General features: G+C 67.4%; 18 protein-coding genes and 1 tRNA gene. 8 read left to right on the forward strand and 11 right to left on the reverse strand.

All coding sequences use genetic code 11. The features are described 5' to 3' along the window. Positions 1 to 49: 49 nt before the first annotated feature. Complete coding sequence (locus ABLE38_RS04550) at positions 50 to 2,614, forward strand: TonB-dependent receptor (protein ID WP_348974449.1); 2,565 nt, start codon at positions 50 to 52, stop codon at positions 2,612 to 2,614. 62 nt (positions 2,615 to 2,676) lie between these two features. Here ABLE38_RS04550 and ABLE38_RS04555 read toward each other — a convergent pair whose 3' ends face one another. From ABLE38_RS04555 to ABLE38_RS04565, 3 genes are all read right to left on the reverse strand, one after another. Beyond that, on the reverse strand, positions 2,677 to 4,011 hold the full coding sequence (locus ABLE38_RS04555) for an ATP-binding protein (protein WP_348972969.1): 1,335 nt from the start codon (positions 4,009 to 4,011) through the stop codon (positions 2,677 to 2,679). Positions 4,012 to 4,013: 2 nt separating this feature from the next. Beyond that, positions 4,014 to 4,763: a response regulator transcription factor gene (locus ABLE38_RS04560; RefSeq protein WP_348972970.1), complete on the reverse strand. Its 750-nt coding sequence runs from the start codon at positions 4,761 to 4,763 to the stop codon at positions 4,014 to 4,016. 69 nt (positions 4,764 to 4,832) lie between these two features. Then, positions 4,833 to 4,918: transfer RNA gene (locus ABLE38_RS04565), tRNA-Tyr, on the reverse strand. Between the two features lie 124 nt (positions 4,919 to 5,042). Between ABLE38_RS04565 and ABLE38_RS04570 the strand changes: the two genes are divergently transcribed. Genes ABLE38_RS04570 through ABLE38_RS04580 form a run of 3 tightly spaced genes read left to right on the forward strand, consistent with a single transcriptional unit; the run spans position 5,043 to position 8,190 of the window. Continuing rightward, positions 5,043 to 6,659, forward strand: a complete 1,617-nt coding sequence (locus tag ABLE38_RS04570) for a M20/M25/M40 family metallo-hydrolase (RefSeq protein ID WP_348972971.1) — start codon at positions 5,043 to 5,045, stop codon at positions 6,657 to 6,659. Continuing rightward, entirely contained in the window at positions 6,659 to 7,408 is a 750-nt protein-coding gene (rlmB, locus tag ABLE38_RS04575; protein WP_348972972.1) for a 23S rRNA (guanosine(2251)-2'-O)-methyltransferase RlmB, read from the forward strand. Before ABLE38_RS04570 ends, rlmB begins: the two co-directional genes overlap by 1 nt. Positions 7,409 to 7,425: 17 nt before the next feature. After that, complete coding sequence (locus ABLE38_RS04580; RefSeq protein WP_348972973.1) at positions 7,426 to 8,190, forward strand: hypothetical protein; 765 nt, start codon at positions 7,426 to 7,428, stop codon at positions 8,188 to 8,190. 151 nt (positions 8,191 to 8,341) lie between these two features. Here the strand turns inward: ABLE38_RS04580 and ABLE38_RS04585 are convergent, their stop codons facing one another. Continuing rightward, complete coding sequence (locus tag ABLE38_RS04585) at positions 8,342 to 8,659, reverse strand: 2Fe-2S iron-sulfur cluster-binding protein (protein ID WP_348972974.1); 318 nt, start codon at positions 8,657 to 8,659, stop codon at positions 8,342 to 8,344. Between the two features lie 63 nt (positions 8,660 to 8,722). Here ABLE38_RS04585 and ABLE38_RS04590 point away from each other — a divergent pair, with 63 nt between their 5' ends. Next, a complete protein-coding gene (locus tag ABLE38_RS04590) occupies positions 8,723 to 9,346 on the forward strand; it encodes a DNA-3-methyladenine glycosylase 2 family protein (protein ID WP_348972975.1) in 624 nt (207 codons plus the stop codon). A gap of 72 nt (positions 9,347 to 9,418) precedes the next feature. Here ABLE38_RS04590 and ABLE38_RS04595 read toward each other — a convergent pair whose 3' ends face one another. The 3 genes from ABLE38_RS04595 to ABLE38_RS04605 form a co-directional block, all read right to left on the reverse strand. Then, entirely contained in the window at positions 9,419 to 10,300 is an 882-nt protein-coding gene (locus ABLE38_RS04595) for an ROK family protein (RefSeq protein WP_348972976.1), read from the reverse strand. A gap of 158 nt (positions 10,301 to 10,458) precedes the next feature. Continuing rightward, positions 10,459 to 13,605, reverse strand: coding sequence for a TonB-dependent receptor (locus ABLE38_RS04600; protein ID WP_348972977.1), 3,147 nt, complete (start codon positions 13,603 to 13,605; stop codon positions 10,459 to 10,461). 64 nt (positions 13,606 to 13,669) lie between these two features. Beyond that, positions 13,670 to 13,888, reverse strand: a complete 219-nt coding sequence (locus ABLE38_RS04605; RefSeq protein WP_348972978.1) for a hypothetical protein — start codon at positions 13,886 to 13,888, stop codon at positions 13,670 to 13,672. A 40-nt stretch (positions 13,889 to 13,928) separates the two neighbouring features. Between ABLE38_RS04605 and ABLE38_RS04610 the strand changes: the two genes are divergently transcribed. Then, positions 13,929 to 14,960 carry an aldo/keto reductase gene (locus ABLE38_RS04610; protein ID WP_348972979.1) on the forward strand — a complete coding sequence of 344 codons (1,032 nt, stop codon included), beginning with the start codon at positions 13,929 to 13,931 and terminating at the stop codon, positions 14,958 to 14,960. Between the two features lie 32 nt (positions 14,961 to 14,992). Further along, complete coding sequence (locus ABLE38_RS04615; protein WP_348972980.1) at positions 14,993 to 15,661, forward strand: hypothetical protein; 669 nt, start codon at positions 14,993 to 14,995, stop codon at positions 15,659 to 15,661. A gap of 1 nt (position 15,662) precedes the next feature. On the opposite strand, the gene ABLE38_RS04620 is transcribed toward ABLE38_RS04615, so the two are convergent. From ABLE38_RS04620 to ABLE38_RS04630, 3 genes are read right to left on the reverse strand one after another with little or no spacing between them, the layout of a single operon-like run. After that, on the reverse strand, positions 15,663 to 16,898 hold the full coding sequence (locus ABLE38_RS04620; protein ID WP_348972981.1) for a cytochrome P450: 1,236 nt from the start codon (positions 16,896 to 16,898) through the stop codon (positions 15,663 to 15,665). After that, on the reverse strand, positions 16,895 to 18,481 hold the full coding sequence (locus ABLE38_RS04625; protein ID WP_348972982.1) for a hypothetical protein: 1,587 nt from the start codon (positions 18,479 to 18,481) through the stop codon (positions 16,895 to 16,897). The genes ABLE38_RS04620 and ABLE38_RS04625 overlap by 4 nt, the downstream gene beginning before the upstream one ends. Continuing rightward, on the reverse strand, positions 18,463 to 20,097 hold the full coding sequence (locus ABLE38_RS04630) for a hypothetical protein (RefSeq protein ID WP_348972983.1): 1,635 nt from the start codon (positions 20,095 to 20,097) through the stop codon (positions 18,463 to 18,465). The genes ABLE38_RS04625 and ABLE38_RS04630 overlap by 19 nt, the downstream gene beginning before the upstream one ends. Positions 20,098 to 20,317: 220 nt before the next feature. Here ABLE38_RS04630 and ABLE38_RS04635 point away from each other — a divergent pair, with 220 nt between their 5' ends. Beyond that, positions 20,318 to 21,880, forward strand: coding sequence for a family 43 glycosylhydrolase (locus ABLE38_RS04635; protein ID WP_348972984.1), 1,563 nt, complete (start codon positions 20,318 to 20,320; stop codon positions 21,878 to 21,880). 245 nt (positions 21,881 to 22,125) lie between these two features. Here ABLE38_RS04635 and ABLE38_RS04640 read toward each other — a convergent pair whose 3' ends face one another. Continuing rightward, positions 22,126 to 26,064 carry a tetratricopeptide repeat protein gene (locus ABLE38_RS04640; RefSeq protein ID WP_348972985.1) on the reverse strand — a complete coding sequence of 1,313 codons (3,939 nt, stop codon included), beginning with the start codon at positions 26,062 to 26,064 and terminating at the stop codon, positions 22,126 to 22,128. Positions 26,065 to 26,182: the final 118 nt, after the last annotated feature.

The following is a 26,182-nucleotide window of genomic DNA, read 5'->3' on the forward strand; positions in this document are numbered from 1 at the left end:
GGCAACCACCCATACTCAACGCCTATCGCTGCTGCTGTGCGGCGTGGCCCTGTTCACGGCGACCGCACCGGCGCTTGCAGCGACCTCCAACGACAACAAGCCGGCCGCGCCGCAGGCCGATGCGCCCGCGCCCCAGGCCCAGTCGAGCGACGACCAGAGCGGCCTGGCCGACATCGTCGTGACCGCGCAGCGCCGCGAAACCAACCTCCAGGCGACGCCGATCTCGATCTCGGTGCTGAGCACCGAGAACCTCCAGGATCGCCACGTCCAGAGCCTGTTCAACCTGGCCGACGGCTCGGTGCCGTCGCTGCGCGTCGCTACCTTCGAGGCGCGCCAGTCGGCGCTGACGATCGGCATCCGCGGCATTGTCCCCTACGACCAGAACCAGACCGCCCGTGACGGCGGCGTCAGCGTCTATATCGACGGCGTCGCGCTCGGTAAGACCCAGGGCCTCAACGCCGCGCTGTTCGACATCGAGCGCATCGAAGTGCTGAAGGGACCGCAGGGCACGCTGTTCGGCCGCAACACCGAAGGCGGCGCGCTGTCGATGGTCACCAAGGCGCCCACCGGCGTGTTCGACGGCCGCGTCGTCGCCGGCGTCGGCAATTATGGCAGCCGCAATGCCGAAGCGCATCTCGACCTGCCCTCTTTCGCGAACATCGCGCTGAAGTTCGACGGCGTCTACCAGCACCAGGATCCGACCGTGAAGGATCCGCTCGCGGGCTCGACCGGCTGGAACTATTACGACCGCAAGGGCGGCCGCGCCGCTGCGCGCTGGACCCCGGTCGACGGCCTGACGGCGGACTTCTCGTATGACTATGCGAAGGACGACAACACGCCGCAGTACAGCCAGCTGATCAACTTCAACCCGAAGGGCTACGTCGTCGGCACCTACACCAACCCGAATACGGGCGCCGTCGGCACGCAGCTGTACCTGCCGGGCACCGGCACGGTCGCCACGCCCTGCGGCGGCACCTTCGCGCCGGGCGCGCTCGTCACCAGCTCGAACAACGTCTCCTCGACGCGGGTGGGTTGCATCGCGCCCAAGGCGCCCCTCGTCGGCGTACACCCGGATCGCCAGACGGTTGCCGATGTCGGCGTGCCGCAGCAGCCGAGCGTCGACATCACGCACGGCGCCACCGCGAACCTGAAGTACAAGGTCGCACCGGGCATCGAGCTGCGCTCGATCACCGCATGGCGCGGCGTCAGCACCGACCAGTGGGACAATTCGGGCGGTCCGGAGCGCAGCGTCTTCGCGCCGAACGCGAACTTCAGCCGCTACAGCCTGTCGTACCTCGACCAGCACCAGTTCAGCCAGGAATTCCAGGCGGTCGGCAGCTTCGACCAGTTCGATTTCGTCGTCGGCGCCTATTACTACACCGAGCACGCGACCGAATATGCCGCGACGCCGCTCAGCAACCTGTGGAACGCGGACGGCACTGCCTACACGATCCGCAGCCCGATCGTCACCGGCACGGTCACCAGCGCCAACTCGGGCGCCCAGCCCTATGCCGCCTCGTGCGTGAACACGCTGGCGACCACGGTTCCGCAGTTCGCGAACAGCTGCCAGTTCATCACCCGCGCCAGCCAGGCCTGGGACCACAACTACTCGGCATTCGGCAACCTGACCTTCTCGCCGGAAGGCACCGGGCTGCACTTCACCGCCGGCGGCCGCTTCACCAACGACAAGCGCCACGGCGGGCTCTACGTCGTCAACAACGCGGTGCAGGGCTACACCTTCTCGAACAGCGTCAGCCGCTTCGACCCGATGCTCAACATCGCGTTCGATGCGAGCCCGGACATGCACTTCTACGCGAAGTATGCGACCGGCTTCCGCGCCGGCGGCGCCAATGACCGCTCGCTGACGTTCAACGCGTTCGGTCCGGAATCGGTGAAGTCGTACGAAGTCGGCGCGAAGATGGACTTCTTCGACCATCACGCCCGCCTGAACCTGGCCGGCTACATCATGAACCGCAGCAACACGCAGTTCGACTTCGACCAGTTCGACACCACGTCGGGCCCGACGAGCGGCGCGCATGTCGAGCAGACGCAGAACGCTGGCGACACCAAGATCCGCGGCATCGAAGCCGATCTGACGGTGAAGCCGACCCGCGAGCTGACGCTGTCGGCATCCTATGCCTATACCTACTGGAAGGCGCCTTCGGCAGTGAACCCGCTGACCGGCGGCCTGCCGCAGCAGCTCTACATCGTCTACACGCCGAAGAACGCGGCGTCGGGCGCGATCGACTATCAGCTGCCGATCACCATCGGCGGCGGTGCCAATGTGCGCCTGCACCTCGATGCGAACTATGCGAGCAGCCAGTACAGCTTCCAGCTCGAGCCGACCAAGACCGACTCCAGCTTCGTCGTGAACGGCCGCATCGCACTGGCGGACATCAAGATGAACGAGACCAGCCAGGTGACGCTCTCGCTCTGGGCGCGCAACCTGCTCAACAACACCTATATCTACCGCCGGTCGGACGCGAACTCGTCGCCGGTGCTCAACTACACCGGCTCGACCCTGACGTCGTCCAACTATGGCGGCATCCTGGGCGACTATGCCAACTTCAACCCGCCGCGCACCTGGGGCGCGGAAGCCAGCATCCAGTTCTAAACTGGGTTCAGGCTGAAGATTGCGAGCGGCCCGGAGGGAAACCTCCGGGCCGTTTCGCTTTTCTAGGGTACCAGCGGCAGGTCGAGATGCACGGCAAGCCCCGGCGCGGCGTCGGCGAGCTCGAGGGTGCCGTGATGCAGCCGCGCGATCGCCTGGACGAGCGGCAGGCCGAGACCGTGGCCGGGGCGGTTGCGGCTCGCCTCCAGCCGGCCGAAACGGCGCAGCGCATGGGTGCGTGCTTCCTCGGGGATGCCAGGGCCGTCGTCGCGCACGGTGAGCCGGGCCAGGTCGCCGTGGCGCCGGACGCCCAGCGTGATGCGCGTGCCCGGCGGCGTGTGGTTCACGGCATTCTCGATCAGGTTGACCAGTGCCTGAGCGAGCAGCCGGGCATCGCCCTCCACCGCCAGCGGTTCGCCCGGCGCGATCGTGAGGACATGGCCGCTTTCCTCGATCACCGGATCGAGCGCGGCGCCCGCCTCCTCGATCAGGTCGCCGAGATCGATCCGGGCGAACAGCGCGCGGCGATCGCCGCCCTCGACTTCGGTGATACGCAGGATCGCGGCGAACATCTGGAGGATCTCGCCATTCTGCGCCGCCAGCGCCTCGATCTCGCCGCGCACGGCCTCGGCCTCGGGCCGCACGGCAAGCGCCTGGATGCGGCCGTGGAGCCGGGCGAGCGGAGTGCGCAGGTCATGCGCGATATCGTTCGAGATGCCGGTGAGGCTGACCATCAGCGCGTCGATGCGATCGAGCATGTGGTTGAACGCCTCGGCCTGGCGCTCGAACGGCCCGCCCAGCCCGTCGATCGGCACGCGCGCCTGCATGTCGCCGTCGACGATCGATTCGGCGGTGGTGCGCAGCCGGTCGATCCGGGCAGTGATCGCGCGGCTCAGCGCCCAGGTACCGGCAATCAGCAGTAGCAGGATCGTGCCGAAGCCGGCGGCAAGGATGCGCAGCCGCTGCGCGTCGTGATGCTCGATCGGCTCGCTCTCGGCGACGAGGGTAAGCGCTGCGCCGCCGGGGAGCCGCGTCAGCAGCGCCTGGCCGCGGGTGAGCCCGGCAATGCCCTGCTCCTTGCCGATCGTTGAGATACCGGGCGGCACCGGCGCGGGGAGCACGATGTTGCCCGCCAGGTGCTTCCCGTCCGGCGCGCGCAGCAGGAAGCCGATATCGGCGCTGTCGCGGCGGCGCATCTCGCCGGCGATCCGCTCGACCAGTTGCGCGACCGGGGGATTGCCCTCGAGCAGCTCCGCCGCCTCGCGCTCGAGCCGCTTGTCGACCTGGACGTCGATCGCCCCCATCAGCGCGAAATAGACGGCAGCGGCGGTCAGCAGGGTTGCCAGCGACAGCATGGCGATGAAGGCGATGACCATCGCCCGGAGCGAGCGCAGCGGCATGCTCAGCCGCGAAACATATAGCCCACGCCGCGCACCGTCGCGATCGGATCGGGCAGGCCCGGCACTTCCAGTTTCAGCCGCACCCGGCGGATATAGGCATCGACGATGTTGGTGGTCGGCACGAAATCATAGCCCCACACCTTCTCGAGCAGCATCGCGCGGGTGACGACGCTGCCTGCGGCGCGGACCAGCTCGGCGAGCAGCTTGATCTCGGTCTTGTGCAGCTCGATCGGCTGGCCGGCACGCGTGACGCGGTGGCGCAACAGGCTGACGGTGACGTCGCCCGCGCTCACCGTGGAGTTGTCGGCATTCGGCGACACCCGCCGGCGCAGCACGGTGCGGATGCGCGCGACCAGCTCGTCGATCTCGAACGGCTTGACGATATAGTCGTCGGCACCGGCATCGAGCCCCTCGACCCGCTCCGCCAGCCGGCCGAGCGCGGTGAGCAGGATCACCGGCACGTCCACCTGCTCGCGCCGCAGACGCTTGAGTACATCGACGCCGTCGATCGCCGGCAGCATGCGATCGAGCAGGATCACGTCGAACGGGCGGACCGCGACCAGGTCGATCGCGGCGCGGCCATCCGCCTCGATCTCCACCTGATAGCCCGCGGCACCCAGCTGCTCGGCGAGAAGCTGGGCCAGCTCGGCGTCATCCTCGACGACGAGGACCGAAAGGGGGGAGGCATTCTCGTCCATGCGAAGACCCGATACCGTCGGCTGCGCCTGCGCGGCGGCCGTTCGTTTCCGCATTAGTTTCGCGGGCGAAGCGGGTCGAGGAAGAAGTTGCCCCGAGGGGCGGGTTTGTCGCTGCCGGGGAAATGGTGGACAGGGCTGGATTCGAACCAGCGTACGCTTGCACGGGCAGATTTACAGTCTGCTGCCTTTAACCACTCGGCCACCTGTCCATGGCGCCGTACGGGCGAGAGGGGGCCCATTGCCGAAGCGGCGGGCACCTGTCAACGCCTTGCGCAGAGTCTTTGCGCAGCATAGCGTCCGCCGCTTCCAGAGATTCCACATTCCGGGGGCCCAATGCGCCGACTTTCCTTCGCCATCGCCACTTTGCTCGCCGCCACCGCGGCGGTTCCGCTCGCTGCCCAGGGTCCCGACGGCCCCAGCGCGCCGGTCGACAAGATCGTCGACGAGGGCACCAATCGCAGCGAAGTGATGCGCATCGCCCAGTATCTGACCGACGTGATCGGCGGCCGCCTCACCAACTCGCCTGCGATGCGCCAGGCCGAGGACTGGACGCAGACCAAGTTCCGCGAATGGGGCCTGGCGAACGTCCACAAGGAAGGCTTCGAGTTCGGCCGCGGCTGGTCCGCGCGCAACGCCAGCGCCAAGATGGTCGCGCCGCGCCCGCTCACCCTGGTCGCAGCCCCGCTCGCCTGGACGCCCGGCACCAACGGCCCGATCACCGGCCAGGTCGCGCTCGCGCCGATGGCCGACGAGGCGGCCTTCGCCCAGTACAAGGGCAAGCTGCAGGGCAAGATCGTGCTGATCAGCGAGCCCACCGAGATCGAGGATGCGACCGATCCGGCGTTCAGCCGCAAGACCGATGCGGACCTCGACCGCGCCGACACCTTCCAGCCCCAGAACGGCGCGAACGCCGCGCGCCGCCCGAGCAGCGCCAGCCGCCTCGCCTTCGCCGCCAAGCGCGATGCCTTCCTGAAGGCCGAGGGCGCGATCGCCTATGCGACGATGTCGAGCCGCAACAACAAGCTGGTGCACGGCCAGAACAGCCAGTTCCAGGTCGGCGCCACCCCGCCCCTGCCCGGCTTCGAGCTTGCCGCCGAAGATTATCGCCGCCTCGCGCGTTTGACCAAGATGGGCGCGACGCCCAGCCTCGAGCTCAACAGCGACGTCACCTATGACGACAGCGACACCAAGGCGTACAATATCCTGGCCGACATCCCGGGCACCGATGCCAAGGCGGGCTATGTGATGGCCGGCGCACACATGGACAGCTGGGCGATGGGCGACGGCGCGGCGGACAATGGCGCCGGCGTGTCGATGGTGATGGAGGCCGCACGGATCATCAAGGCATCGGGCATCAAGACCAAGCGCACGATCCGCTTCGCGCTGTGGGCCGGCGAGGAGCAGGGCCTGCTCGGCTCGATGGCCTATGTCGAGAACCATGTCGCCAGCCGCCCGGTCGATGCCGGGCTGACCGGTACTGCGCGCTACATGGGCTGGAGCAAGGCCTTCCCGATCACCCCGGGCGCCGATCATTCCAAGCTCGCGGCCTATTTCAACCTCGACAACGGCTCGGGCAAGATCCGCGGCATCTATACCCAGGGCAACACCGCGGTGGTGCCGATCTTCCGCGAATGGATGGCGCCGTTCAACTCGATGGGCGCGACCAAGGTCGGCACGGGCCGCACCGGCAGCACCGATCACGTGTTCTTCGACGCGGTGGGCATCCCGGCCTTCCAGTTCATCCAGGACCCGCTCGACTATGGCTCGACCGTGCACCACAGCAATGTCGACACGTTCGACCATCTGAAGTCCGAGGACCTGCGCCAGGGCGCGATCATCCTCGCCGCCTTCCTGGTCGATGCGGCCAATGCCGAGGCGTTGCCGCGCGTGCCGGTGGCGCAGGCGCCCAAGCCGTCCGATGAGTTCTACGCAGCACCGGGAGCGCATTGATGGCCAAGCGCGGTCACCGTCCGAGCCAGGCATCGTCGAACCGGCCCCGTTTCTACGGGCGCCACGCGGTGCTTGCCGCGCTCGAAAACCCGGAGCGCACCGTCCGCAAGATCTGGGGCACGCACGAGGCGCTGGCCGGGCTCGACATTCCGTCGACGATCCCGATCATCTTCGCCAATGCCGCCGATCTCGGCCGGCTGGTGCCGAATGACGCGCCTGCCCAGGGGCTGGTCGCCGAAGTCGATCCGCTCGAGGACATGTGGCTGGGCGACCTGCTCGCCCAGGGCGCCGACGACAATCGCCCGCTGGTGATCCTCGACCAGGTGACCGATCCGCACAATGTCGGCGCGATCCTGCGCACCGCGGCGGCGTTCGACGCGCTCGGCATCGTCACCCAGGACCGGCACTCGCCGAGCGAGACGGGCACGCTCGCCCGCGCCGCAGCGGGGACGCTGGAAGTGGTGCCGTGGTGCCGGGTGGTCAACCTGGCCCGCGCACTGGACGAGATCGCCGAGGCGGGCTTCTGGCGCATCGGGCTCACCGGCCATGCCGAAAGCACCCTCGCTGAAGTGATGGGCGAGCAGCGCAAGATCGCGCTGGTGGTCGGCGCCGAGGGCGAAGGCATGCGCCAGAACACCGAAGCGCATTGCGACCTGCTTGCGAAGCTGCCGATCTCGGATAAGGTCGAGAGCCTGAACGTTTCCAATGCCGCGGCGATCGCCCTCTATGCGGTGGCGACCCGCGGCTGACGCCAAAGGGGGATTCCATGCTGCATCGTTTGAGGGCCATCGCCTTCGCGCTGGCCGCGCCGCTGGTGCTGGCGAGCTGCCTGTTCGTGCCGGGGAAATATGAGTCGGCGCTGACCATCCATGCCGACCGCAGCTTCACCTTCGCCTACAAGGGCGAGGTGATGGCCGTCGACCTCCAGGCCTTCATGGGCAAGGCGATGCAGGCCGGCATGGCGCAGGGCGCCAAGGGCCAGGCGGGCAAGAAGGACGCGCCCTCCGCCGAGCCGGACTTCACGCTGACCCCGGCGGAAAAGGCCAAGCAGGATGAGAATTTCCGCAAGCTGGCGGTCGAGGTCGCCAAGGAAGCCGGCTATCGCACGGTCGAATATCGCGGCAACGGCACCTTCTGGGTCGATTACCAGATATCGGGCGTGCTCGATCACGGCTTCGTCTTCCCGTACAATCTCGACAACCAGATGATCATGCCGTGGATCGCCGTGGAGCTGCGCGGCAAGGACGTGATCCGCGTCAAGGCGCCGGGCTATGTCCGGATGAGCGGCAGCAGCACCGGCATGGGCAATATGGGCGACATGAGCGCGCTGGCGATGATGCCGGGCGGCATCGGCGACGCCTTCAACCGGCTCGAGGGCACCTTCACCCTGACCACCGACGCCGAACTGGTGAGCCAGAACAACGAGAACGGCGCGGAGACGGTCGGCAAGGACAAGACGGTCGTCTGGAAGACCGACACCAACACCCATGATGCGCCGATGGCGTCGATCCGGGTGCGGGCGCTGCAGTGACCTTTTCCCCTACCCTCCGAGGAGAGGGAGGGGAACCGTGAAGCAGCGAAAGAAGAGGGGCAGAACGAGAGGTGATCGCTCGCCTCTCGTTCTGCCCCTCTTCCGGCTTCGCCTCACCACCCTCTCCCCGGCGGAGAGAGGGTGAATAAGATCAATCCTCTTCGGCGATCTTGACGCGCAGGCCGTCCAGTTCATCCGTGAACGGGATCTGGCACGACAGGCGCGAGGTCGCGTCGCGGTCGCTGGCGCTGTCGAGCAGGTCGTCCTCGTCCATGCTCATCTTCGGCAGTTTGGCCGCAAATTCCGGATCGACATGAACGTGGCAGGTCGCGCAGGAGCAGCAACCGCCGCACAGCGCGAGCAGCTCGTCGAAGCCGCTCTCGCGGATCACTTCCATCACGCTCAGGCCCGCCGCACCCATGACCTCGCGCTCTTCTCCATCCCGGGTCACGACGATAAGCTTGGGCATGAGATTCTCCTGTTCCGGCTTCGTCCATGCCGCCGAAAGCGGCGCTTCGCAAGGCGCGCTCCCATGGGCCTGAGCGCGGATCAACTCAAGGCATCGCTCGATGCACTGGCTGCACGCGAGCCGCTGATCGCCGCCGCGATCGGCCGGGTCGGCTATCCCCCGCCCCGCATCCGCGCGCGCGGCTACGAGACGTTGCTGCGCACGATCATCGGCCAGCAGGTGAGCGTCGCCGCGGCGGGCTCGATCTGGAACAAGATGGCGGCGCAGCTGGGCGAGCTGACCGACCCGGCCACGATCGCGCGCGCCAGCGACGAGGATCTGCGCGCCGCCGGGCTCTCTCGTCAGAAGGCTGCCTATGCGCGCAGCCTGGCCGAGGAAGTGACCAGCGGACGGCTCGACCTCGCGCATCTGCCGGCGGACGACGAGGAAGCGATCGCGGCGCTCACCCGGATCAAGGGCATCGGCCGCTGGTCCGCCGAGGTCTATCTGCTCTTCGCCGAAGGGCGCCCCGACATCTGGCCGGCAGGCGACCTGGCTGTGCAGATCGAGGTCGGGCGGATCCTGGGGCATCCAGAACGCCCGAGCGAGAAGCTGACGCGCGAAGTGGCCGAAGCCTGGCGCCCGCACCGCGGCGCGGCGGCGGTGCTGGCGTGGCATCACTACAACAGCGAGATGGATGTGATTTGAGGGAGGGTGCTTCCCACCTTACTCGTCACTCGTCATCCCCGCCTTCGCGGGGATGACGATTTTCTTTTTGGCCTAAGCCCCCAGCCCCACCGCGATCGCGCCCAGCGGGCCGGCCATCGTGCCCAGTCCCGGCGCCCCCACCCGCATATCGATCGTCTCCGCCCATTCGGCGAGCGCGCCATAGCCGCCCAGGCTCTCGACCAGCCGGGCGCGGATGCGGGGGAACAGATAGTCGCGCGACGCCACCACGCCGCCACCGATCGCGATCCGCTCGGGCGCTGCGGTGACGACGAGATTGTGGAGCATGGCCGCGAGATCGTGGACGAACAGGTCCCATGCCGGGCCGTCGTCGGGCAGCTGGTCGCCCGGCATGCCGAAGCGCGCAGCGAGCGCGGGGCCGGAGATCAGCCCCTCAAGGCAATCGCCATGGAAGCGGCACCAGCCGGCATAGCTGTCGCCCGGCGCGCGCGGCAGGCGCATATGCCCGGCTTCGCCATGCGCCCAGCCCATCATCGGAACGCCGCCGGTGACCAGCCCGACGCCGACGCCAGTGCCGACCGTGATGTAGGCATGCGCGCGCATGCCCTGCGCGGCGCCCCAGCGTGCCTCGGCCAGCGCAGCGCCGCCGACATCGGTCTGGAAGCCGATCGGCTTGCCGTAGCGCGCCGTGAGGCGGCGGATCAGGTCCGTGCCGCTCCAGCCCGGCTTGGTGGTGGCGGTGATCGAGCCATAATCGGCGCGGGCGGGATCGAGGCCGACCGGGCCGAAGCTCGCCACGCCGATCGCATCGAATGCCCAGCGATCGAGCGCCGCCTCGATCGCCGCCAGCGTCGCCTCGGGATCGGTCGTGGCTATAGTCACCCGGTCGCGCACGTCGTCCGGCCCGGTGGCGAGCAGCGCCACGCACTTGGTGCCGCCCAGCTCCAGGCCGGCGATCAGCTTCGGTTGCGTCATGCGCCCCGGTAGCGCGGTTCGCGCCTGCACAAAAGGCTCTGCAAAACTTGCGCAAAAAGAGGCCGCCCGGAAGCGGCCTGATTTCCCATGGAGGTGGGTTCGGCAGTGGCGGCCGGTTGAAAGGGCCCGGCCGCCACTCCCCCTTTACTGCGAGACCGTCAGAACCGGCCGCGCAGCCCGATCATGACCTGGCGGCCCGGATCGTAGAGCGTGAAGGCAGCATTGTTGAACTGGAAGTAGCTGCGCTGCTTTTCCTTTGTGAGGTTGATCACGTCGAGCGTCAGTTCCGGCGCCCATTTCATGTCGAACACCTTGGCGAAGTCGACGCTCGCCGAGAGGTCATACTGCTGATAGTCGTTCGAATAGAGCCGGGCGAGCGCGATGCCGTTCTGATTGGCGTCGGACGAGACCGAGCCGCGCTGGAACGTGGTCGATGCGCGGATGTTGACGCCGCCATGCTCGTAATAGGCAGTGATGTTGTAGGTCACCGGCGAGACGCCCACTGCGACGGCCGGCGCCGCACCCGAGCCGGTCTGGTCGATCAGCGTCAGGTTGGCGTTGAAGCCGAAGCCGTTGAGGCCGAGCCCGCCGAGCAGGAAGTCGAGCGGCTGCACCCAGTTCACTTCGAGGCCGTTGACCTTGAGCGTGCCGGTGGCGTTGACCTGCTGCTGGAGCACCACGGTGGCGCCGGTGGGGCCGCCGCGCGAGTTGATCGCCGCCTGCTGGGTGGGCGTCAGCGTATCGAAGGTGACGCCGTACGCCGCCAGCGCCGCGAAGGGCACCGTCACCGTGCCGGTGGTGGTGAAGCCGGTCACTGCCTTGCGGAAGGCAGTGAAGCCGACATAGCCCTCATGGCCGGTATAATATTCGAAGCCCAGGTCGATATTGGTCGAGAGATAGGGCTGGAGCGACGGGTTGCCGACCGAGCCGACATCGGCCGAGGGGCTCGAGAAGTTGAGGCCCGGCAGCATCGTGTTGGGATTGGGCCGGGTCAGCGTCTTCGAAACCGCGGCGCGGACCACCGCAGCGTCCCCGAGATGGAAGGCCGCGCTCGCCGAGGGCAGCCAGTTCTCGTAGTTCGAGTCGGTGTACACGAAGTTGGTGATGTTCGGGTAGCAGCTGCCGTCGCGGACATTGCCGGTGCCTGGGCAGGCCGCGGGCAGCGGGCCGGCGCCGTCCGGATCCTGCGAGTTGCGCGGATCCGAGATCGAGACGCGCCCGCCGATCGTCTGATCGGTGTGCACATAGCGGACGCCGACATTGTAGTTCAGGTGGTTGGGCCCGAGCTGCAGGTCGCCATTCGCCTCCGCATAGGCGCCGAGCACCTTCTCGCGGACATAGCCGCCGCTGGCGCCCGTGTTCGATGAGCCAGCCTCGGGCGCGGCGTCGTGGAAGGCGTCATAGTTGGACGCCTTCTTGAACGCGTCCCAATCGACAGTGACGAAGCCCGCCGAGGTAGGCCGGAGCAGGCCCGGCAGCTGCGCATTCGAGATCAGCGAGCCGCCATAGGTGACCGGGCCGGTGGCGCCGGAGGAATAGCCGGTGCCATAGGCCGGGTAGGTCGGATAGCCCGCCGGCGCCGCGCCGGTCTGGACCAGGCCGTTGCAGGGCGGCTGGGTGTTGGGCGAGGGCACGAAAACGCTCGGGCGATCGCCGCACACGGCGTTCTGCCAAGCCTGGCTGTTGTCATAGGCGTTGATCCGGCGCGACGTGTCGTCATAGGCGGCGCCAACCTTCAGGTTGAACGCATTGTCGCCCCAGGCGAGGTTGCCGCGGATGCCCTTGGTCTCGGTGACGCGCTTCTCGTCCTGGATGTTCACGCGGCCGCCCGGCCAGGAGAAGTTGGCGGGGTTGTTGAGATCGATATTGGTGGTGATCGACGGCATCTCGCCGGCGGTGTTGTCGTAATTGACCACGACGCCCGCGCCGGGCGTGGTGAGCACCACGACGCTGGGCGACTCGCGGTGGAAGCTCGACCAGGTATAGTTGGCGGCACCCTCGAACTTGAGCTTGTCAGCGATCTGCCAGTCGAAGCCCGGGTTCACGCCCCAGAACTTGGTCTTCTCGATGAACGGGCGATATTCGAGGAACCACTGCGCATTGGCATAGGTGCCCTTGGTCACCGTGCAGCCTTGCGAGCAGTCGGTCTTGTCGTAGGTGGTGTTGAGCGGGATGGCGGCGCCGTTGCGGCCTACCCAGTTCATGTCGACGCGCTCGAGCTCATTGTCCTTCCAGCCGAACATGCCGTCGACATAGGCGTGGAAGCTCTCGCCCTTGTACTCGAGGCTGGCGATCGCGTTGATGCGGTCCTTGGTACCTTCCTCGAACATCTTGCGGCCGAGGCGCGGGATGATGCCGTTGTCGATCTGGCCGATATTGGCGCCAGGATTGCGGGCGAGCAGGAAGGCCTGGTCGATCGGCGTGCCGGTGATCAGGCCGGCACCGGAGCCGGCGGGCACAGTGGCCGGGATCGTCCAGTTGCCGCCGCCGGTCGGGTTGCATCCGGTCGCCGCGCCGCACTGAGCGGCGGAGAGGTTCGGGTTGGTCCAGCCGATCGTCTCGAAGCCGGTGGTGCGCACCTTGTTGTGCACGCCCGCGACGCCAAGCAGGATGCCGAAATCGCCCATCGTGGTGCTGCCGAGCAGCGAGCCGCGATAGCCCCAGTCATCCGAATTGGTGTTCTTGGTCAGCTGCGCGCCGTAGGTGACGTGCGTGCCCGTGCGATCGAACGGCCGGGCGCTGCGCATGTTGACCGTGCCGGCGGCGCCGCCCTCGACCTGGTCGGCGATGCCGCTCTTGTTCACCGTCAGCGAGGTGAACAGCTCGGTCGGGAACATGTCGAGGTCGACTTCGCGGTTGGTGTTCTGCGAGTCGGTGCGGCCGGTCGAGGCCACCGCGACCGGCGCGCCGTTCAGCAGCACGCGGGTGAAGTTGGTGCCGAGGCCGCGGATCGTGACGTTGACGCCCTCGCCCGTCACTTCGCGGGCGATCGTCACGCCGGGGATACGGTTGAAGCTCTCCGCGATGTTGGTGTCGGGGAACTTGCCGATGTCCTCCGCGAAGATCGAATCGGTGAAGCCGACCGAGTTCTTCTTGGCGTTGGTCGAGCTCTGCAGCGAAGCGCGATAGCCGGTGACGACGATGCTCTGCTCTTCCTCGGGCACGCTCTGTGCCTGCGGGGCGGGCGCGTCGGCGGCCGTGCTGGTGTTCTGGGCGAGCGCAGGCCAGGCCGTTCCGGCGAGCAGAGCCGCGCCGAGGATTGCCAGACGACGCGCAGCGAAACCGGATGCAACTCGGGCGTGCATATATCCCCTCCTGTAAGGGCCTCTTGCGGGCCATTGCTCGCATCGCACCACGCGATGTTAGCGGTCACATTTGGCTATGCCCGACCGGCTTGGCTGTCAACTCATACATTTGCAGCGCATTAGTTTTCAGCCCTTGCAGCCACTTACCGCGCCACAGCACGGGATATTGCCGCATCGCGGCATATTGTCTGAGTTTGCTGACACCGTTGCCATGGCGCCGACTCACGGCGCGGCCGCACAAAAATCCCGCGCGCCGCCATTGCAGCGCAGCGCGGCGGACCACATTTGCGGAGCTCCTCCCCTTCCGCCCAAGAGGTCCTCCCATGCGCTACAACCAGCTCGGCCGCTCCGGCCTGATCGTCTCCGAACTCTGCCTCGGCGCCATGACCTTTGGCGGCGAAGGCGGCATGTGGGGGCGGATCGGCCAGCTCCAGCAGGAAGAGGCCGATGCGCTGGTCAAGGCGGCGCTCGACGCGGGGATCAACTTCTTCGACACGGCGAACGTCTATGCCGAGGGTCGCTCGGAGAAGATCCTCGGCCAGGCGCTCAAGAACCTCGGCGTGCACCGCGACGAAGTGGTGGTGGCGACCAAGGTGCTCGGCCGGATGCATGACGGCCCCAACGGCGCCGGCGCCTCGCGAGGCCATGTCATGGCGCAGGTGGAGAAGAGCCTCGATAGGCTCGGCACCAGCCATATCGACCTCTACCAGATCCACGGGTTCGACAGCGTCACGCCGATCGAGGAGACGCTCTATGCACTCGACAGCCTCGTCCGACGCGGCACGGTGCGGTATATCGGCTTGTCCAACTGGGCAGCGTGGCAGGTGATGAAGGCAGTCGGGATTGCGGCCGCGCGCGGCTACGCCTCGATCGCATCGCTCCAGGCCTATTACACCATCGCCGGGCGCGACCTCGAGCGCGAGGTGATCCCCGCGCTGGAGAGCGAAGGCGTTGGGCTGATGGTGTGGAGCCCGCTCGCCGGCGGCTTCCTTTCGGGCAAATATACCCGCGACGGCGAAGGCGAAGGCCGCCGCGCCGGGTTCGACTTCCCGCCGGTCGACAAGGACCGCGGCTATGACGTGGTCGACGTGCTGCGCGACTTGGCCGAGGCCAAGGGCCGTTCGGTGGCGCAGCTCGCGCTGGGCTGGCTGCTGCACCAGAAGGCGGTGTCGAGCGTGATCGTCGGCGCCAAGCGGCCCGAGCAGCTGGCGGACAATCTCGGCGCGGTAGAGGTGGAATTCACTGCGGAGGAGCTGGCGAAGCTCGACGCGGTGAGCAAGCTGCCGGCGGAATATCCCGGCTGGATGCTCGAGCGCCAGGGCGGCTATCGCGGCGGACCGAGCCCGCGGCGCTAGCGCGGGCCGCGGTGCTCCGCTAGTTCGGGTTCGTGGAAGACCCCGCCCCCGAAGCGCCCGCACCGGCGCAAGCCGATCCCGAAGCCCAGGCGCGCGCCGCCGAATCCGCTGCCATCCGGCGGCGATGGATAACGCTGGGCGAGATCCTGGCGGTGCTCGCCGTCGTCATCCCAGGCCTGGCCTTGTGGAACAGCTGGAGCGAGCGGAGCGACACCAAGGCGGAGCAGGTCGCGGACGCGCAGCGCGCCTCGGCGCGCGCCGGCACGCTGGTGCTGGTCGCCGCCGATGCGGGCAAGCATGTGCTGACGCTCAAGACGGCATCCTCCGCCCAGTCGGTACAGAGTCAGAAGATCCTCTTCCCCACTGCGCTCGGCGCGGCGCCGGCGGAAACCACCGGCGAGCCGCGGATCGAGGCCGGCTGGTTCGAGCATCCGCTCGAAAAGGCCCGCGAAGCCGCGGGGCTGCCGGACAACAGCCGCGGCGACGAGCGCCTGCCCGTCGTCATCGTCACGCGATTCCTCGTGGACGGCGACCCGCATGAGGATGTCGCGATCTACGATATCGGCTACACGATCAGCGGCCGTTTGCTGAGCGGCCATAGCGTTGCCCTGCGCGGCATCTCGCTGGTTTCCCGGACCAAAACCGCATCCGCCCAGGCCAAGCTCGACGCCCGCTGGAAGCAGCTGATCCCGGCCAAATGATCTAGTCGAACGCTACCGTCAGCGATTCCGCGAAGGGGCCGTTCTTGACCAGCTTGCCCGCCTTGCCGGGCGCCCGGCGGAGGTTGCCGCGCTTGAGCAACGGCTTGAGCATCAGATGCAAGGTCGCGCGGTTGATGTGGCGGCCGAAACACTGGTGCAGCTCATATCCGAAATGGATGTAATCGCTGGCGGGGCGGTGCGGATCGAAGCGTGACGGATCGGTCACGCGCCGCGGGTCCATCATCGCGGAGGCGAAGGCGGCGAGCACGGTATCGCCTGCCTTCACTTCTGCCTGGTGCGAGGTGCCGCGCGCAATCACGCCGTCAACCAGCACGTTGCGCGGCAGGCCCGGCGCCAGCGGATCGAAGCGCATCGCCTCGACGACAAAGCCCCAGAGCAGATCGTCATCCCCTGCCCGCGCCGCTGCCTGCGCGCCGGCAAGCGCGTCGGGCCGGCGAAGCAGCTGCTCCATCGCCTGGGGCACGACCATCGGCGGCTGGGGCGGGCCGCCGACGATGAAGCCCATCAAATTGGTGCGGATCTCGACGTCCGAGAAACCGGGCACACCTTTCGTCTGCAAGGCTAGGCAGCGCGACAGCACGTCGTCGCGGCCGGGCGAGACCTTCCGCGCGGCGATTTCCCGGTCGATATGCGCGCGCAGCGCCGGGGCGATCTGGTCGACATCGGCGCGCAGCGCAGGATCGCCCTTGGGATCGGCGAACTGGAACTCGAACAACCGGGTACCCCATACGCGCAGATCGCCGCCGGTCGGCTCGGGCACGCCGAAATAATCGGCGAGCACCGAGAAGGTGACGCGGCGCACCAGCGTGTCGACCACTTCGACCCGGCCCGGCGCGGCGGCGACGATCGCCTCGGCCATCGCCTCGACCTTGTGACCGAGTCCGGGCAGGTCGCCGGGGCGCACCACCATGCGCATCGCATCGGTGTCGCGGTGATAGAGCGGGGTGTCGGCCATGCCGAGGAAGAAGGGCTCGCCGCCCATGATCACGTCGAGCTTGGGCTTGTAGGGTGCGCCGAACACCGGATCGGTGCCGAACACTTCCTTCACGTCGTCATAGCGCGAGGTGAGCGTCATCCCGCCGAACTTCACCACCGGTTTCCAGTGGCGGAAAAAGGCGAAGGCATAGGGCATCAGCGCGAACACCCTGCCCTCGATCCAGCGCGCCAGCCCCTTCTTGCCGGGGCGCAGCACGTCGCGCGAGGTGAGCGCGTTCATAGCGAGCCGAGATAGTTGAGCGCCGGCATGCTCGGCAGGAAGAAATATTCGCCGCCCGCCATCTGCACGAAGGTCTCGACATCGATGATCCGGCGATAGGGCTCCTCGGGGATCGTCATCTTGCCCTTGGGGCCGATCAGCGGATCGGTCTCGTCATAGAGCACGGCGAAGTTCGGATTGAGGATCCAGGTCTGCTGGACGAACTCGAACTGGCGCGTGATGTCGGTGTTGAGGCAGACGAACAGCAGCCCGCGATCGACGTCGTCGGGCGTGGGCGGCACGCTGATCGTCGCGCCATATTTGCGGCCGCGGCGCAGGATGCGGTGATTGTTGGCCGCATCGAGCAGCGTCTGCTTGTCCGCCGGGGTGGGCGCGAGGCCGTCGCGCGGATTGGCGCGGCGGACATGGCTGCCCAGAGGGCAACCGGCGCCGTGGCGATCGCGGTCCCAGAAGCCGAAATCATTGTTCTCGACCGGGATCGTGCCGCCGAGCGGACAGAGCAGATTGCCATGCGTGTCGCGCCCGACCACGCGCTCGGCGAGCCAGGTGGTGGTGACGTGCCCCGACCCCTCGGGATCGCGCTCGCGGATATGCGCCGCGCCGGCGCGCATCGACTGCCAGAAGGCATAGACGTCCTGCTTGAGCTCGCGGACGACCATGTAGCTGCCGTTCAGCCCGAGGTCGCAGAAGCCGACGCCCTTGGGATGCGCGGGCAAGCCGCTGGTGTCGCCGATCCCGTCGGCGATCACCGGCCCCTGCGCGACTTCGTTATGTCCGTTGAGGTGCCCCATCAGGATCTCGCCAAGCGGCACGCCGTTCCAATGGTCTTTGGGGACGTTCTCGCCGGTCTTGTAGACCACGGTGCCGTCCTCGAACGGGATCGGCTGCGAGACGCCATCGGCAAAGCCGAAATGCTCGCGGGCTATGCCCTGGGCGTCGAGCCGGAGGTCGAGCGGCAGGCGGTGGACCACCTTCACTTCGAGCGGCTCGAGCGCGTTGCTGACCTCAGCGCACCAGGCCTCGGCCGCCTCGTCATGCTCGCAATAGAGCAGCAGCAGCGCGTGGACCGTCACCGGCGTCTTCACCCGCTCCTCGCGAATCTCCTCGCGATCATCGAAGGCGCGCGCCTCCTCATCGACCGCGGCATCGTCGAGCGGGGTGTTGCCGCTCCACTTGGGGCCGCCCGGGATCACCGTGCCCTGCCATTCCTCGCCGCGCCGATCACCGAGACGGCGCAGGCGATCCTCCTGGAACATGCCCTCCTTGAAGGGCCGGTCGAACGAGGCGAGCGCATTGGCGTTGAGCCCCATCTTCTGGAGGCCCGACCAAGTGAAGCCCATCGCCACCGCGCGCGGATCGCGGCCATCGGCGTCGGTCACCTTGGCGACTTCCTGCAGCGCCTTGAGCCAGGCGCCGCCGCCCTTCTTCTTCACGCCCTTCCAGCCGAGCTCGAGGAACAGCGCGCGGCCGGTGGGCAGATTGGCGAAACCGCTCACCACCAGGCCCTGGGCCTGGGTGTTGGCGGGTGCGGAGAGATGCCAGCTCGGCGTGCCGCCGCCCTCGCTCACAGGTCGTTGATCCACGCGGCGGCCTCCTTCTCGCTGAGCTGCTTCTTCCGGAGACCGCAGGCGATGCGGTAATTCCGCTCGACCTGCTCCGCGGTGAGATCCTTGTAGGCCGAATACCAGAAGCGGCTGACCGCCATCGAGTGGCGCGCCCATTCCTTGAACTGGCGGCCATGGCTGGCGCCGTCCTTCACCAGGAAGCGCGTCGGCGGGAAGCCCACCCCGCAGCACCAGGCGAGCGTGAGCCCGGCATGCGCTTTCTCGATGAAGTCATCGAGATAGCTTTCCCAGGTCTGGTCGAAGTTCGAGAAGAACATCAGCCGGCTGTCGTTGTTGACCCGCGCCCAATGCGCGAAGTGGATCGTGCGCATCGAGCCGAGATAGCCGTTGCGGGCCGCCTTCTGCGCGCGGAGCAGCAGATGCAGGCCGTGATGGCCGACGCGGATCAGGATCGCGCGCAGCACGCCCGGCTTGATCAGCACCACCGAGCCCATGTGGTTCTGCGGGATCCAGTCCTCGCGCCGCGCCATCTCGCGCAGCATCTTGGGATCGACCGGGGGCGCGTCCTGAGAGGCGTCGCGCCGCTCGAGCCAGCGCAGCCAGACGAGGATGCCGGCGACCGTCACCGCGATGCTGCCCGCGCTCCAGCCGGCCCAGATCGCCATGTCCCACCAGGCCGGCCAGAAGGGCTTGTGGCTGAGCCACGACCAGACCGGCGCGGCGACGAAGGCGGCGATCGCGGCATAGACCGCGGCGGCGATCACCGCCGGCACCAGCACGTGCCGCAGGAAGAAGGTGAGGAAGCTGAACCGCGTCGGCGTCGCCGTGCCCGGCAGCGGCTTGCCCATCTTGTAGAGGATGCCGGTGAAGACCGCGAACAGCGCGACGCAGAGCCCGACATACCATTGCCAGGCGAGCTGGCTCTTGAGGATCAGCCCGGGGACCGACAGCGCGGCGACCACCAGCAGCACGAAGCCGGCGAGCCGGGCATAGTCGCCGAGGCTCTGGGCGAGCGGGATGCGGGCGGGCGCGGGCTGATCGAGCCAGCCGAACTGGGGGACGAGCGCGGCGCGCAGCCTGGCGTGGATCTCCACCGGCCGGAGCTTGCGATAGGGGCTGGGGCCGCCGTCATTGCTGTGCGCGAGCTCGGCGCGGGTGCCGAGGAACAGCTTCTCCTCGGCCAGGATCCGGTCGCGGGTCATGCCGCGATTGCCGTGGTGATAGACCGTCGGGGTGAGCGTGCGCGCCTCGAGATAGGGGGCGATCGGAGCGCGGCTGTCGGGTGCGGTCACGGCGGTGAACAGCGCGCTGGTGTCGTCGAGCGGGCATTTGCAGCAGCGCAGGAAGTTGCGCAGATCGGGGCCGATCGCGGTCTCGAGCTGCGCCCAGAAGGGCCCCGGGGCACCGTCGAAATTGGCCTCGATCACGAAGAGCGGGTCATAGTCGAAGCCGGGAAACGCGGTGAGCGACATGAAGTGCACCGCGGGCACCGTCGTCAGGAAGTCGGCGAAGGGCCCGGTGCCGCCCGAGGGATTCTGGCTGCGCCGGTCGCGCAGCGCGTCGAGCAGGCCCGACAGATGGTCGAAGCTCTCGGGCTTCACCTCGAGTGCCACCGATAGCGTGGTCTGCCGCATCCCCGTCCGCCCCCTCAAGCCTTGCCCGACTGTAGGGTCTGCATTTCGATGAAGGATAGGAAATATTCGACTTCGCGCCAAAGTGGACGCAACGGTTACCAAGGCGCCCTAAGGTGGCACCCGCGAACTGCCCTTCCCCAGAAATGACATCGGTGTCATAACCGCCTGAAAGGGAGAGGAACGGATGGACATCAGCCGGCGCGGAACATTCGGAGCGCTAATGTTGGCAGGCGCCGCGCCGCTGCTTCGGCCGGACGAGGCGGCTGCGGCGGCAGTGGACGCTCCGGTCCCCGAGCGGAAGCGCGGCTTCGACAACCAGCGCATCGCCGACCTGGGCGACGGGCGCTTCCGCAACCCGCTGCTCGCCGGCGACCACCCCGATCCCGCCATCCTGAAGGACGGCGCGGACTATTACATGACCTTCTCGAGCTTCGACTCGTACCCCGGGCTGACGATCTGGCACAGCCGCGACCTGGTGAACTGGCAGCCGCGCGGCGCCGCGCTCACCAAGAACATCGGCGCGGTGTGGGCGGTCAGCCTGGAGAAGCATGCCGGGCGCTACTTCCTCTACGTGCCGGTAAAGGCCAGCCCCAACTCGATCTTCGTGATCTGGGCGGACCATATCGACGGACAGTGGAGCGACCCGATCGACCTGGGGCTGCACAGCCATATCGACCCCTGCCACGCCGTGGGCGAGGACGGATCGCGCTGGCTGTTCCTCTCCGGCGGCGACCGGGTGCGGCTTTCGGAGGACGGACTGTCGACGGTCGGGCCCGTCGAGCATGTCTACGACCCCTGGCACTATCCCGAGGACTGGGACGTCGAGGGCTTTTCGCCCGAGGGACCGAAGATCCACCGCCACAAGGACTGGTTCTACATGATCACCGCGGTGGGCGGCACGGCGGGACCGCCGACCGGGCACATGGTGATCGCGGCTCGGTCGCGCTCGATCCACGGGCCCTGGGAGCAATGCCCGGCCAACCCGCTGGTCCGCACCACGAGCAACGACGAGGCCTGGTGGTCGCGCGGGCACGCCAGCCTGGTCGAGGCGCCCGACGGCAGCTGGTGGGCGGTCTATCACGGCTTCGAGAACGGCTATTGGACGCTGGGGCGCCAGGCGCTGCTCGACCCGATCGAATGGACCGCCGACGGCTGGTTCCGGATGAAGGGCGGCGACCTGTCCAAGCCGATCCGCAAGCCCCGCGGCGGCGCCGCGCTGCCGCACGGCCAGGCGCTGTCGGACGATTTCAGCGGGCCGCTCGCGCTCGGGCGCCACTGGAACTTCTTCAAGCCCGCCCCCGGCGAGGCGGACCGTGCGCGCACCGAGGGTGGCGCGCTGATCCTGAGAGCTTCGGGCAAGGCGCCGGCCGACTCCTCCCCGCTCCTGCTGATCGCCGGCGACACCGCCTATGAATTCGAATGCGACATCGAGATCGCGCCGGGCGGCACGGCGGGGCTGGTGCTGTTCTACGACGAGAAGCTCTATTGCGGGCTCGGCTTCGACGAGAAGCGCTTCGTCACCCACCAGTACGGCATGGAGCGCGGGCGCCCGGCCAACCCCTATGGCCGACGGCTCAGGATGCGGGTGCGCAACGACAGGCACATCGTGTCGTTCCACCTCTCGGGGGATGACGGGAAGAACTGGAAGCGCTTCGACCGCGGGATGGAAGTGTCGGGCTACCACCACAATGTGCGGGGTGGGTTTTTGATGCTGCGGCCGGGGCTCTATTCGGCCGGCGAGGGCGCGGCAACGTTCCGGGATTTCCGGTTCCGGGCGCTTTGACTTCGTGAGACCGAGGAGAGCGATGGGGCGACCGGGTCGGGAACTCATAAGCGACAGCTGCAAGTACAACGGCTGAACGGCTGACACTGGGTGGTTAGCGGACTTGGCCTAGATCAAGCCGTCAGGTCAGCTTTGCGCTCAGTACTCAGTCATTCGGCCAGGTTCGCCGCGTCCCTGAAACCTGCCATTCGTTCAGGCGATCGCAGGACGTCGATTATTGAGTGGTTGATCTAGCGCGTCAGCGGTCACGCGAATCCCGGCAGGAAATGCCCCCTGGCCCAGTCCCTGACGTACTGCTGGGCACCTGGAAAACGTACCGTATACTTGATGACCACCGCGAGAATGTTGCGCCATTCGTCACGCTCGCGGATCAGCCTTTCGAGTATCAGGCCGGTCGCGGGTTCCCGCACGGCCCTGACACTCTGCGTCGACCACAGGTGGGCGATCGCCTCGCAGGCGGCCTGGACGTGCGACCGCACTTCGGCCTCCTTGCCCCCGAGGCGGCTGACCAGCGCAGTCGCCCGGCCGCCCAGCCTGCCGTGCTGAAGAGAATCCATCTCCATCCCGAGCGCGATCATGCTGCCGGAGACGCCGAGGTAGGATTGGCCACTCGCGATCATGTCCACCGTGAGCTGGGTAAACTCCTCGCTCGGAAGCGCGCCGATGTCTGCGGCATGGGTGAGGGCCGAATGGAGCCACGCGGACCTGTCGCCGCCGAGACCCTTGTGCATCGCTCGAAGGGCTAGGTCGTCGCATAGCAGCAGGTGTCCCGACCTCAACGATATGGCAATGGCGTCCAGCATGTCGCTGCGGCCCGACCGGACGTGGTCGCGAACGACGGGAGGCAGCGTCTCGTCCAGAACCACAGGCCTCGCGGCATCATTGACCTCAATCCAGGCGAGCGCTGCGGAGACGTCATCACGCAATTCGGCGACCCGCTCCGACGGAATCTCCGTGTGCAAGATCTTGCCGTCCTGATACGCGATCGACCCGTGTCCCGAGGTTATTGACATCGCCAGCCGCTCTCGTCGGGCCTGCAGTCGGTCGACGACACTCTGCGGCACTGATATCGGGCCACACAATCTCGCCAGCCGATCCAGTACCTTCAGCCGCCATGCCGACCAGAACGCGAGCAAGTCGAGCACGCACCCCTGGCCCGAGTTGGCAATGATCGAATCGCGCGAAGAGAGGCGCTCCTCCTCGTTCCCTGCGGCGACGGAGAGCCTCAGCCCCTGCTCGACGATGCCGGCAGCCACATCGATGGTGTCGAGCCCGAGTCGAGCTGCCAGCACATCGATCGGCATCCCACTAGCAAAATGGCTCTCCTGTTCGGCGAGCACCCAGTCGTGGCGCTCCTTGAGCGACGCGATCAGGTCGTCCAGGCCGTTCGGGCTCGTTGGATCGATCGTCATCGACTTGAAGCCGAAGACTTCTGGGAAGCGCTTCTCGTAGTTCTCCAACACGTAGTGGAAGCGCGCGACAATCTTGTGGCGCAGCTTGGTGATGGTGCCGCGGCGACCGTCAGGCGCCGTGAAAGCGTCACCGACGGCAAGCCCCATGACGGCGCGGACCAGCGGGTGCTCCGGCTCCCAGGAGTCGGAGTCCATTGATCGCAGACGGGAATCCGGCTCCACGATGAAGAAGGCGGTGCCGCCGTCATCATACTCGACATCGACGGCGACCTCAGGTGCCACGACCTCGGGCGACCAGGCGTCGGGACGCACGCCCGGCTCCTGCCCCTCCCGTATAGTCATCGACGAGAGGGTCATCCAGGCCCTCGGCTTGTCGCGGTGAACAAGGAAGAGCTTGTACGCGTAGCGGGCTGCGCGATCATGATGGCCGAAGTGGCTGAGCAGGTTAGCTACGCGGAAAGGGTCACGCGATCCTTTCCACGGCAAATCCTCGATCGGCTCGTCGATAGCCTCGAGCACCTGCCGGGACCGGTCTAGGCGCAGCAGCGCCTCGATCCGGAGGAGGACGGCCTTCGGGAGGTCTGGTTTCAACTGGAGCAGGCGCTCCGCATTTACCAGCGTACGCTCGACATCGCCCGCGTTCCAGGCATGACGCGCGTCGAGCCAGAGTACGTCCGGGTGTCCACGCACAGCGTCCGAGGCGGCGGCGAGCGCGTCGCGGTACTCGCCGTCTCGTCGCGCGTCGGCGAGCGCCGTGAGAAACAGGAACGTCGCCGGCCTCGGGCTCGACAGGTCGATGTGATCCGTGACCAGATCGGCCGCATCGCCGGGCATCCCTGCCTCGAGCAAGGCCTCGGCCACGAGGAACCGGTCAATCGGGTTGACGTCGTCGCCCAGTTCCGACGCGATCCGCAGCAACCTGTCGTTCGCCTCCTCGTCCAGGATGCCTGTCTGCCGGTCCCTCTGAACCTGCAGCAGCTTGGCCGCCACCACGTCGCCGGGGTGACGAAACATGTCCTCGATCGCTTGGTCCGCTGCCTCCAGGTCCTTCGCCATCAGGGCAAGTTCCACAGTGAGCCTGCGCCGCATCCCGGCGACCCGGTCGTCGGCAGGCTCGGACATGCGCTGCAGGATCGCCAGACGATCTGCCGCGGTCCCGGTCCTGGAGAACTGCGCCTTCATGAGCACCGTCTCCGGCTCCGTTCCCGGCTCCAGGACGGAGAGCGCTTCGTCGAGATGCCCGCGGTCGATCAACGACATCGCGAGCAGGCGCATCAGCTGGTCCTCGCTGGGCGCGGCCCTCAAGCCCTCCCTCAGGAGGCCCTCTGCTTCCTCGTTGCGCCCAGCGAGCCTGAGGAGGAGAGCCCCGTTGCTCACGTGAGCCATGAGGTCGTGATGATGCTGGTACCCGTTGCGCAGGAAGTGAACCGCGTGGGAGTGCATCTCGGTGGCCGCCGAGTCGATCTGCGCGTCCGTCACTGCATCTTTGCCGCCCACGACGTGCACGCGACTGTCCACGGCGATCGACAGGACAGCAAGCGCCTTCTGTCGGCCGATGTCGTCGAAGTCGCTCTCGCCATCGGGCAGCGCAAGCGTCCTAGCCTCCCACCCGGGAAGCCAGCGCTTCCTCAGGAAGTCGGCGACCGCCAGCTCAGCCGTGGCGGTGCCGCGCAAATCCTCCGGCACCAGGCTGTCCGGATCGCCCTGCCAGTCAGAGCGGGACGCCGCTTGAAGCAGTGCGCTCAGCGCGAACGTTGTCCTGTCGGGTCGGGCCAGCACCTCCCGCGCGATCCTCATGCCCTCGTCGGGATCTCCCTTGATCGTCTTCGCTATGGAGAGGTTGGCGAGTGCGCCCGGGTCGTCAGGCCGCATCGCATGCGCGCGCTCGTAGGTCTCGGCGGCGTCGAGCTCCCGGCCCTGGTCCATCTGCGACGCGGCAATGTTGGTCTCGATGCGGTAGCGCGCCCACGGCGCGTCGGCGGCCTCCGGACTGTCGCGCAGCGCGATCAGGCGCTGTTCCAGGGATTTGCCGCCGCCCTCGCGGACTAGGTCCCGGAGCACGTCTATCTTCGCGTGCAGGGCTGGACTCTCGTCGCCAATGCCTCCCGGTCCAGCTGGCTGCGCGTCTGGCTGCGGCGCGAGCTTGTAGCCCCTCATCTGCTGGGCGATCGTGTCGGCTATGATGGCCATCAGCCCTTCGGCTTCCGTGCCGGAGCTCGGATCCGGCTCGACGGGCCGCGCCGACGCCACCACGCCGGGCATGAAAGCGTTGTACGCCGGCTCGTGCATCGCGATCAGCGTCTGGAGCTGCCCCCAGCCATAGACGTGCACGGTGAGGTCGTGTCCCTCGGCCCGCAGCTCGCGCTCCACTGCCTTGGCGGCCTGGTCCGACTTCGTGTCGTCCGGCGCAGTAGTCGCGAAGATGATCTCCTTAAGGCCGAACTCCAGCGCTAGCGCGCTACGGCAGTCCTCCATGATTACGGACTGCTTGAGGCTCTTGCCTATGTTGCGGCACTGGATTCCGACCGCATGCGCGGGATCTGCGTTCCGGTAGCCCAGTATGTCGATGCCGCCCTGCTTCTGGCCGTTCCGCCCGTACTCCTTCGTATTGGGATCGCGCAGCTCCTCCCTGAAGAGGACGACGCAATTCCGCTGCAGGGCGCCCCAGTCCCTGGGCTTCACAATCTCGCTCGCCAGCCGCGCACCCAGTGGCACTGCGCCGTTCGTGGCGAATCCGCTCGTTCCGCCATCGCTCTTGATCTTGGATGCCATGGTGCGATGTTAGGGAACATGTCAGGAACTACAATTCCGAAAGCGATGCTGCCGCGGCCCATGCACAGGTGTTTCATCGGCTTGTGGTCGAAAGCGCAGTGCAGGTGGTCCCAACCCG

Source organism: Sphingomonas sp. KR3-1, from assembly GCF_040049295.1.
In the GTDB taxonomy this organism is placed as follows: Bacteria; Pseudomonadota; Alphaproteobacteria; order Sphingomonadales; family Sphingomonadaceae; genus Sphingomonas.

Coding starts and splice junctions, on each gene's coding strand:
- ABLE38_RS04610 (WP_348972979.1), top strand. CDS start 13,929: ATGCGCTACAACCAGCTCGGCCGCTCCGGCCTGATCGTCTCCGAACTC.
- ABLE38_RS04555 (WP_348972969.1), bottom strand. CDS start 4,011: ATGCCGCTGCGCTCGCTCCGGGCGATGGTCATCGCCTTCATCGCCATG.
- ABLE38_RS04630 (WP_348972983.1), bottom strand. CDS start 20,097: ATGCGGCAGACCACGCTATCGGTGGCACTCGAGGTGAAGCCCGAGAGC.
- ABLE38_RS04600 (WP_348972977.1), bottom strand. CDS start 13,605: ATGCACGCCCGAGTTGCATCCGGTTTCGCTGCGCGTCGTCTGGCAATC.
- ABLE38_RS04560 (WP_348972970.1), bottom strand. CDS start 4,763: ATGCGGAAACGAACGGCCGCCGCGCAGGCGCAGCCGACGGTATCGGGT.
- ABLE38_RS04640 (WP_348972985.1), bottom strand. CDS start 26,064: ATGGCATCCAAGATCAAGAGCGATGGCGGAACGAGCGGATTCGCCACG.
- ABLE38_RS04590 (WP_348972975.1), top strand. CDS start 8,723: ATGGGCCTGAGCGCGGATCAACTCAAGGCATCGCTCGATGCACTGGCT.
- ABLE38_RS04635 (WP_348972984.1), top strand. CDS start 20,318: ATGTTGGCAGGCGCCGCGCCGCTGCTTCGGCCGGACGAGGCGGCTGCG.
- ABLE38_RS04570 (WP_348972971.1), top strand. CDS start 5,043: ATGCGCCGACTTTCCTTCGCCATCGCCACTTTGCTCGCCGCCACCGCG.
- rlmB (WP_348972972.1), top strand. CDS start 6,659: ATGGCCAAGCGCGGTCACCGTCCGAGCCAGGCATCGTCGAACCGGCCC.
- ABLE38_RS04585 (WP_348972974.1), bottom strand. CDS start 8,659: ATGCCCAAGCTTATCGTCGTGACCCGGGATGGAGAAGAGCGCGAGGTC.
- ABLE38_RS04580 (WP_348972973.1), top strand. CDS start 7,426: ATGCTGCATCGTTTGAGGGCCATCGCCTTCGCGCTGGCCGCGCCGCTG.
- ABLE38_RS04595 (WP_348972976.1), bottom strand. CDS start 10,300: ATGACGCAACCGAAGCTGATCGCCGGCCTGGAGCTGGGCGGCACCAAG.
- ABLE38_RS04620 (WP_348972981.1), bottom strand. CDS start 16,898: ATGAACGCGCTCACCTCGCGCGACGTGCTGCGCCCCGGCAAGAAGGGG.